This window comes from Prosthecobacter sp. (assembly GCF_044373815.1).
Taxonomy (GTDB): domain Bacteria; phylum Verrucomicrobiota; class Verrucomicrobiia; order Verrucomicrobiales; family Verrucomicrobiaceae; genus Prosthecobacter.
In genome coordinates this window covers 1-5639 of record NZ_JBIPNG010000436.1, presented here as the reverse complement: position 1 = coordinate 5639, position 5639 = coordinate 1, and the positions used below count along the sequence as shown (strand labels likewise).

Annotated in this window: 8 protein-coding genes; all 8 read right to left on the bottom strand. The window is 59.8% G+C overall.

What is annotated here, in order from left to right:
- Positions 1-79: 79 nt before the first annotated feature.
- On the bottom strand, positions 80-1135 hold the full coding sequence (locus ACIREA_RS25330; RefSeq protein ID WP_397385113.1) for a fatty acid desaturase: 1056 nt from the start codon (positions 1133-1135) through the stop codon (positions 80-82).
- Positions 1136-1177: 42 nt separating this feature from the next.
- Positions 1178-2254 (bottom strand): response regulator, encoded by a 1077-nt coding sequence (locus ACIREA_RS25325; RefSeq protein WP_397385112.1) that lies wholly within the window; start codon positions 2252-2254, stop codon positions 1178-1180.
- Positions 2255-2262: 8 nt separating this feature from the next.
- On the bottom strand, positions 2263-2709 hold the full coding sequence (locus ACIREA_RS25320) for a response regulator (RefSeq protein WP_397385111.1): 447 nt from the start codon (positions 2707-2709) through the stop codon (positions 2263-2265).
- Positions 2710-2711: 2 nt separating this feature from the next.
- The gene (locus ACIREA_RS25315) at positions 2712-3971 is read right to left on the bottom strand and encodes an ATP-binding protein (protein ID WP_397385110.1); all 1260 of its coding nucleotides are present in this window, start codon (positions 3969-3971) and stop codon (positions 2712-2714) included.
- A 61-nt stretch (positions 3972-4032) separates the two neighbouring features.
- On the bottom strand, positions 4033-4569 hold the full coding sequence (locus ACIREA_RS25310) for a flavin reductase family protein (RefSeq protein ID WP_397385109.1): 537 nt from the start codon (positions 4567-4569) through the stop codon (positions 4033-4035).
- A gap of 7 nt (positions 4570-4576) precedes the next feature.
- On the bottom strand, positions 4577-4993 hold the full coding sequence (locus ACIREA_RS25305; protein ID WP_397385108.1) for a c-type cytochrome domain-containing protein: 417 nt from the start codon (positions 4991-4993) through the stop codon (positions 4577-4579).
- A gap of 15 nt (positions 4994-5008) precedes the next feature.
- Complete coding sequence (locus ACIREA_RS25300) at positions 5009-5293, bottom strand: hypothetical protein (protein ID WP_397385107.1); 285 nt, start codon at positions 5291-5293, stop codon at positions 5009-5011.
- Positions 5294-5423: 130 nt separating this feature from the next.
- On the bottom strand, positions 5424-5639 hold a 216-nt coding region (locus tag ACIREA_RS25295), incomplete at its 5' end, for a universal stress protein (protein ID WP_397385106.1).

Sequence of the window (5639 nt, the reverse complement as noted above, 5' to 3'; positions counted from 1 at the left end):
TGACATGGAGCAGGTCGGGAGCGGGAGATGAAGCAAAAACATTGCTCTGCGGCCGTTGCCGCCTTGCCGAAGGCCCGTGTTATTTTTGCGCGCGTTCTTTGCGCACTTGTCTCATGTGGCGGTAGCCGACGAGCCTGCCGAGTTGCTCATCCCAAAGGCGGAGTGAGAGGGAGCGGAGGCTGGAGAAGAGGGTGATGGGCTTGACCTCTTGGAACATGGGATCGGCCTTGTGGCAGCGTTCCAGATTGTAGTTGGGGATGCGCGGGCTGAGGTGGTGGATGTGGTGGAAGCCGATGTTGCCGGAGAACCACTGGAGGATGCGAGGGAGCTTGTAGAAGGAGCTGCCCTGAAGGGCGGCTGCGGTGTAGTCCCAGTTTTCATCGCGCTCCCAGTAGGCGTCTTCAAACTGGTGCTGCACGTAGAACATCCAGATGCCGATGCCACCGCCGACCATCTCGATGGTGATGTGGATGAGGATGTAAGGCAGGATGCCAAAGGCCCAGCTCAGCAGTGCGGCGACGCCGAGGATGGCCACGTTCATCCAGTAAACGGACCAGCGCTCACGCGGGCTGGCATTGGGGGAGACAAAGCGCTGCTCGATCATGAACAAGTAAATGGGAGCGATGCCAAAGAGGACGAAGGGATTGCGCGCGAGACGGTAGGCGAAGCGTTTCCAGCGGGATGCTTTGAGGTATTCCTCCACGGTCATGGTCCACACGTCTCCGGTGCCGCGCCGATCCAGCGAACCGGCGGTGGCGTGGTGGATGGAATGCTCCCAGCGCCAGTGGTAATAGGGAGTGAGCGTGAGCACGCCGGTGATGAAACCGACGATGTCATTGGCGAGACGTGACTTGAAGAACGAGCCATGTCCGCAGTCGTGGAAGATGATGAAAATGCGGATGAGGAAGAGGCCAGCCAGGGCCGCGAGGGCGAAGGTGAGCCAGTAGGAATAGGAGAGGCTGAGGTACATCAAATACCACAGAGCTGCATAGGGGACGAGGGTGTCGACCAACTGCCAGATGGCGCGCCCGAGAGAGGGCTGCTGATACTTGATGACTATGGCCTTCCAGGCGGCAGTGTCGCGTCTGGGGATCCGGCTTTCTTGAGTCGGCACCGGTTGGAGAGTGGTGCTCATGGAAACATGATACCACACCTGCGGCGAAATGCATTACAGGTCTTACGAATTCGTGGCCCCGTTTTGCTCCTTGGGCAGGCTGCAGGTGACGCGGGTGCCGCCGCTGCGCTGCTTCTCAATGGCGATGCTGGCACCGATCATGCCTGCACGGTAATGCATGATGCGCAGGCCCATGCCCTGCCGCTGCGGATCGAGCGTACCGATGCCGACGCCATCATCTTTGATGGTGAGAGTGAGGGTTTCCAAATCTGAAATTAGTCCGATGCGCACATGCTTTGCGCAGCCATGCTTGACGCCATTGCTCACGGATTCCTGGGCGATGCGATAGAGGTGGGTGGCCGCCGTGTTGTCATTCATCTGAACCGCCCTGGAGCATTCGAACTGGCAGTCGATATGGAACAAGCCGGTCATGCGTGCGGCAAGATCGTGCAAGGCGGACATGAGGCCGTCTGGCTCCGAGGCCACGGGGTGGAGTCCGCGTGCCAGGCTGCGGGTCATGGCGACGGTCTTTTTCAGGAGCTCTGTGATCTTGGCGGCTTCAGGCACTTCGGGCGCGGCACGGCTGGCGAGGCTGCGGCTGAGCATGGTGGCCATGATGCTGAGGCCGGCGAGCTGCTGGCCCAGATCATCATGGAGATCCCGGCCGATGCGCTCCTGCTCAAGCTCGGAGATGTGGAGGATCTCCTGCTCCAGACGCTGGCGATCCGCTTCGGCAGCGGCGAGGCGGTGTTCTTTGTCGAGCTGGGAGAGCGCACGGCGAACGACCGTGGGTACGAACTCGATGAAGTTCACGTCTTTGACGAGATAATCGAGAGCGCCGCGCTTCATCATGTCCACGGCCACACGTTCATCGCCCTGACCGGTGATGATGATGAAGGGGACGGAGCGGCCCATGGCGACCATGGATTCGATGAGAGCGGGGCCTTCCATGTCTGGGAGCTTCAGATCAAGCAGCAGGAGGTCTGCGCGGTGATGCTTCAGCCATTCAGTGGCATCCAAACCTGAGCCGACGCCGGCCGTTTGAAAACCTTCACGACGGAGTTCGCGCTCGATCAAACGAGTCAGCCCGGGATCATCATCCACTACTAGGACTGTGACTGGCGGCTGAGTGGCGGACATGACGGGGATCAGGGCTGGCCGTTGATCTCAGGCACCTGGACGAGGGAGACGAAGAGGCCGAGCTGCTTGATGGCTTCGGCAAATTTGTCATAGTCCACGGGTTTGACGATGTAGCTGTTGCAGCCGAGCAGGTGGCAGCGCTCGATCTCGCGTGGGTCATCGGTGGTGGTGAGCATGATGACGGGAAGCTTGCGCAGGGAGGGGTCTTCCTTGATCTGGCGCAGGGCTTCGACGCCGTCCACCTTGGGCATGCGGATGTCCAGCATCAGGAGGTAGGCGGTGTCGCTTTTGCGATGCGGTCCGGGGCCACGGCGGAAGAGGAAATCGAGGACATCCTGGCCGTTCTCGAAGAATTGAACGGGATTGTGCAGGCCTACGCGGCCCAGGTTTTTTTGGATGAGCCGTGCGTGCCCAGCGTCATCTTCGGCGATGATTATCACTACCTCTTCTGTCATGATCAACGCTTAGACTTGGTGGGTATTGCTGGCAAGCTGACAAAAAAGGTGCTGCCATGATCCGGGCTGGACTCGACCCAGATCTTGCCATCCAAGCGCTCCAGGATGCGCTGGGCGATGGTGAGGCCGAGACCTTCTCCATTGCTGTGCGCGGGGTTCAGCCGGTGGAAAATTTCGAATGCTTTCTGCTGGTGGGCGGGGGCGATGCCGATGCCGTTGTCTTTGACCTCGTAGGTCACGTGGGTTCCCTCCACCCTGCCAGTGATGCTGATGAGTCCGGCACGCGCGGGATCGAGGTACTTGATGGCGTTGTCTAGGAGGTTGGAGAAAACCTGGTTGATCTGCGTGGCGTCGCCGAGGCAGTCGGGAAGCGCGCTGATGTCGAGCCGGGCACCGGCCTGCTGGAGCTGGAACTCCATGGCGTGGGCGATGTGCCGGATCATCTCGTGCATGGACAAGGGCTCGACCGTGAGGGCCGCGCGGCCAAGGCGTGAGAAGCGCAGCAGGCCTTTGAGCAGGGAGTCGATTTTGGAGACGCCTGCCTGGATGAAGCCGAGAGACTCAGGGATGTCTTCCTCGATGGCGAGACGCAGGTCGGCTTTTGGCACCGTGGTGTCTGGGGTGGCAGCGAGCGTTTTGTGCAGAGTTTCGCAGGTGCGCGCGAGCTCGCGGCTGAAGCCCTGGATGTTCACCAGAGGGGAGCGCAGATCGTGTGATGCCACGTAGACGATGGCCTCCAGTTCCTTATTCTTTTCGGCGAGGGTCTGCGCGAGTTCGGCGAGCTTTTCTTCGTCGCGCTTGCGCTGGGTGATATCGGTGCGGATGGCGATGTATTGCTGGGGCTTGCCGATGGCGTCCACGAAGGGGAAGATCGTGGTGTGCACCCAGTAGATGCTGCCGTCTTTGGCGCGGTTGCGGATTTCGCCTTTCCATGTTTTGCCATGGCCGATGGTGGACCAGAGGTCGTGGAAGAACTCTTTGGAATGATGGCCGGAATTGATGATGCGGTGGTCCTGGCCGAGGAGCTCGCTGCGGCTGTATTTGGAGATCTCGCAGAACTTGTCGTTCACATAGGTGATGATGCCGCGTGCGTCTGTGGTGGCGACGATGGAATGGGCGTCGAGGGCGGCCTTGAGATCGATCAACTCCTTGACCAGAATGTGCTGCCCGTCGGTGGGACTGGCTCCGGGCAGGTGGTCTGCATCGAGGAGTTTGAGCCGTTCAATGAGCTCAGCTTTGGTCATGCCGGAGTAGTCAGTCATTCGTAGGCCAGTGTGGCTGAAGTCAGTGGAAAGCCCAGTGGAAATGCGCAGATTGTGAAGGCTATTTCATCTTCGATTTCAGTTTGATCGTTTCTCCGGCGACCATGAATCTGCCGTAGCCGCGATGATGCAGGGTGCGGGGATTTTTCACGGTGGGATCAATCCATGCCTGGACGACTTCGAGGACGAAGAGTGAGTATTTAGAGACCATCCGGGTGTCCACCACCCGGCACTCGAGGCTGGCATGGCACTCGGCGATGAGCGGTGCGCCGACCTTTTTGGCAGGGAGCGGCGTGAGGCTGAAACGTTTGAATTTGTCGATCTTCGCACCCGTGGTATTGCCGCAGCCCACGACCTTTTCCGCCAGCTCCACGGTGGGGATGTTGATGACGCATTCTTTGCTGGCTTTGAGCAGGGCGAAGGAATGGTTGCGGTCGCTCATGACGACGGCAACCAGCGGGGGCTCAAACTCAAGCATCATGTGCCACGACAGCGTCATGATGTCGCGGCGGTCCTTGTGGGCTGTCGTCACGAGGACGACCGGGCCTGGCTCCAGCAGGCGGTAAACCTTGGACAAGGGACAGGATCTGCGGGCCATGGGTGAATCAGGTATGGGATTTCTTCCATTCCTGAGGTGGCACCAGACGCACACCCTCGGGCCAGTTTGCGCCTTGTTTGATCCAGTCGTGGAGAAGTTGCAGTTCCTCGCTCTCCACTCCATCGGGTGTTGGTGGCATGGCCACGGGGCTTTCGTGCCCAAGCAGCAGTACTTTGTAGAGAAGGCTTTGGTGCGGCGAGCCGGGTATGATCACCGCACCGGTGCGGCCGCCTTTCATGGCGAGCTTGCGTGTTTCGAGATTCAACCCTGCGCAGACGTACTGGTGCTGATGGCACTCCAGGCAGCGTGTTTCGAGCAGAGGTTTCACTTCGGTCACAAAGTCCACCTGCTGCGGGGGCTCCATCTGCATGCAGGATGTGAATCCCAACAACGCCGTCATGGCGGAGAACAGCTTGAGTTTCATAGGGGTGGCAATGGATCAGGCGGCGAAACCGAAGCGATGCTTTACCTGCACCGAGTCCAGATCGAGTGATCTGCCAAGAAGGCGCGAGGCGAGACGCTCTGCGGCGACGCGCAGCATGCGATCTGTCTGCCCGGCTTCGAGTTCGGCTCCCTCATGCTTGATTGCGTTGATACGTGCGCCGACGACGAGGAGGTTCATGAGGAAGTCCTCAGCTTCGACGGGATCGTCCGTGCGGTGAGTGTCCACACGATGGTTGTGCTGCGGGTGGATGACATATTCGATTTCAAATTTGGCAATCATGGTGATTTGGTGGTTAAGGTTGATGGGAAGCCTGCTGTGAGAACCTACCATGCAGGGAGACGGGGCGCTCTGCGTGCGGTGGCGTGTTTGGGTCCGATTTTGTGCAGCGGGCGGGGCCTTGAGAAGGCCTTCAGGGTGTCTGCGCCGGTTCCGGCACGACGAGCACGGGGCAATGCGCGTGTTTCAAAACATCATCCGCCAAGCTGCCTATGATGAGGTGGTAGAGTGTGCTATGCGGGTGGGCGCCGAGGATGATGAGGCCGGCCTGAAGGCTGCTGGTTTCCGCGAGCAACTCGTCCACGCCTGCATCCACCATCTGCCGGACGGTGGCATGGACCCCGGCCTG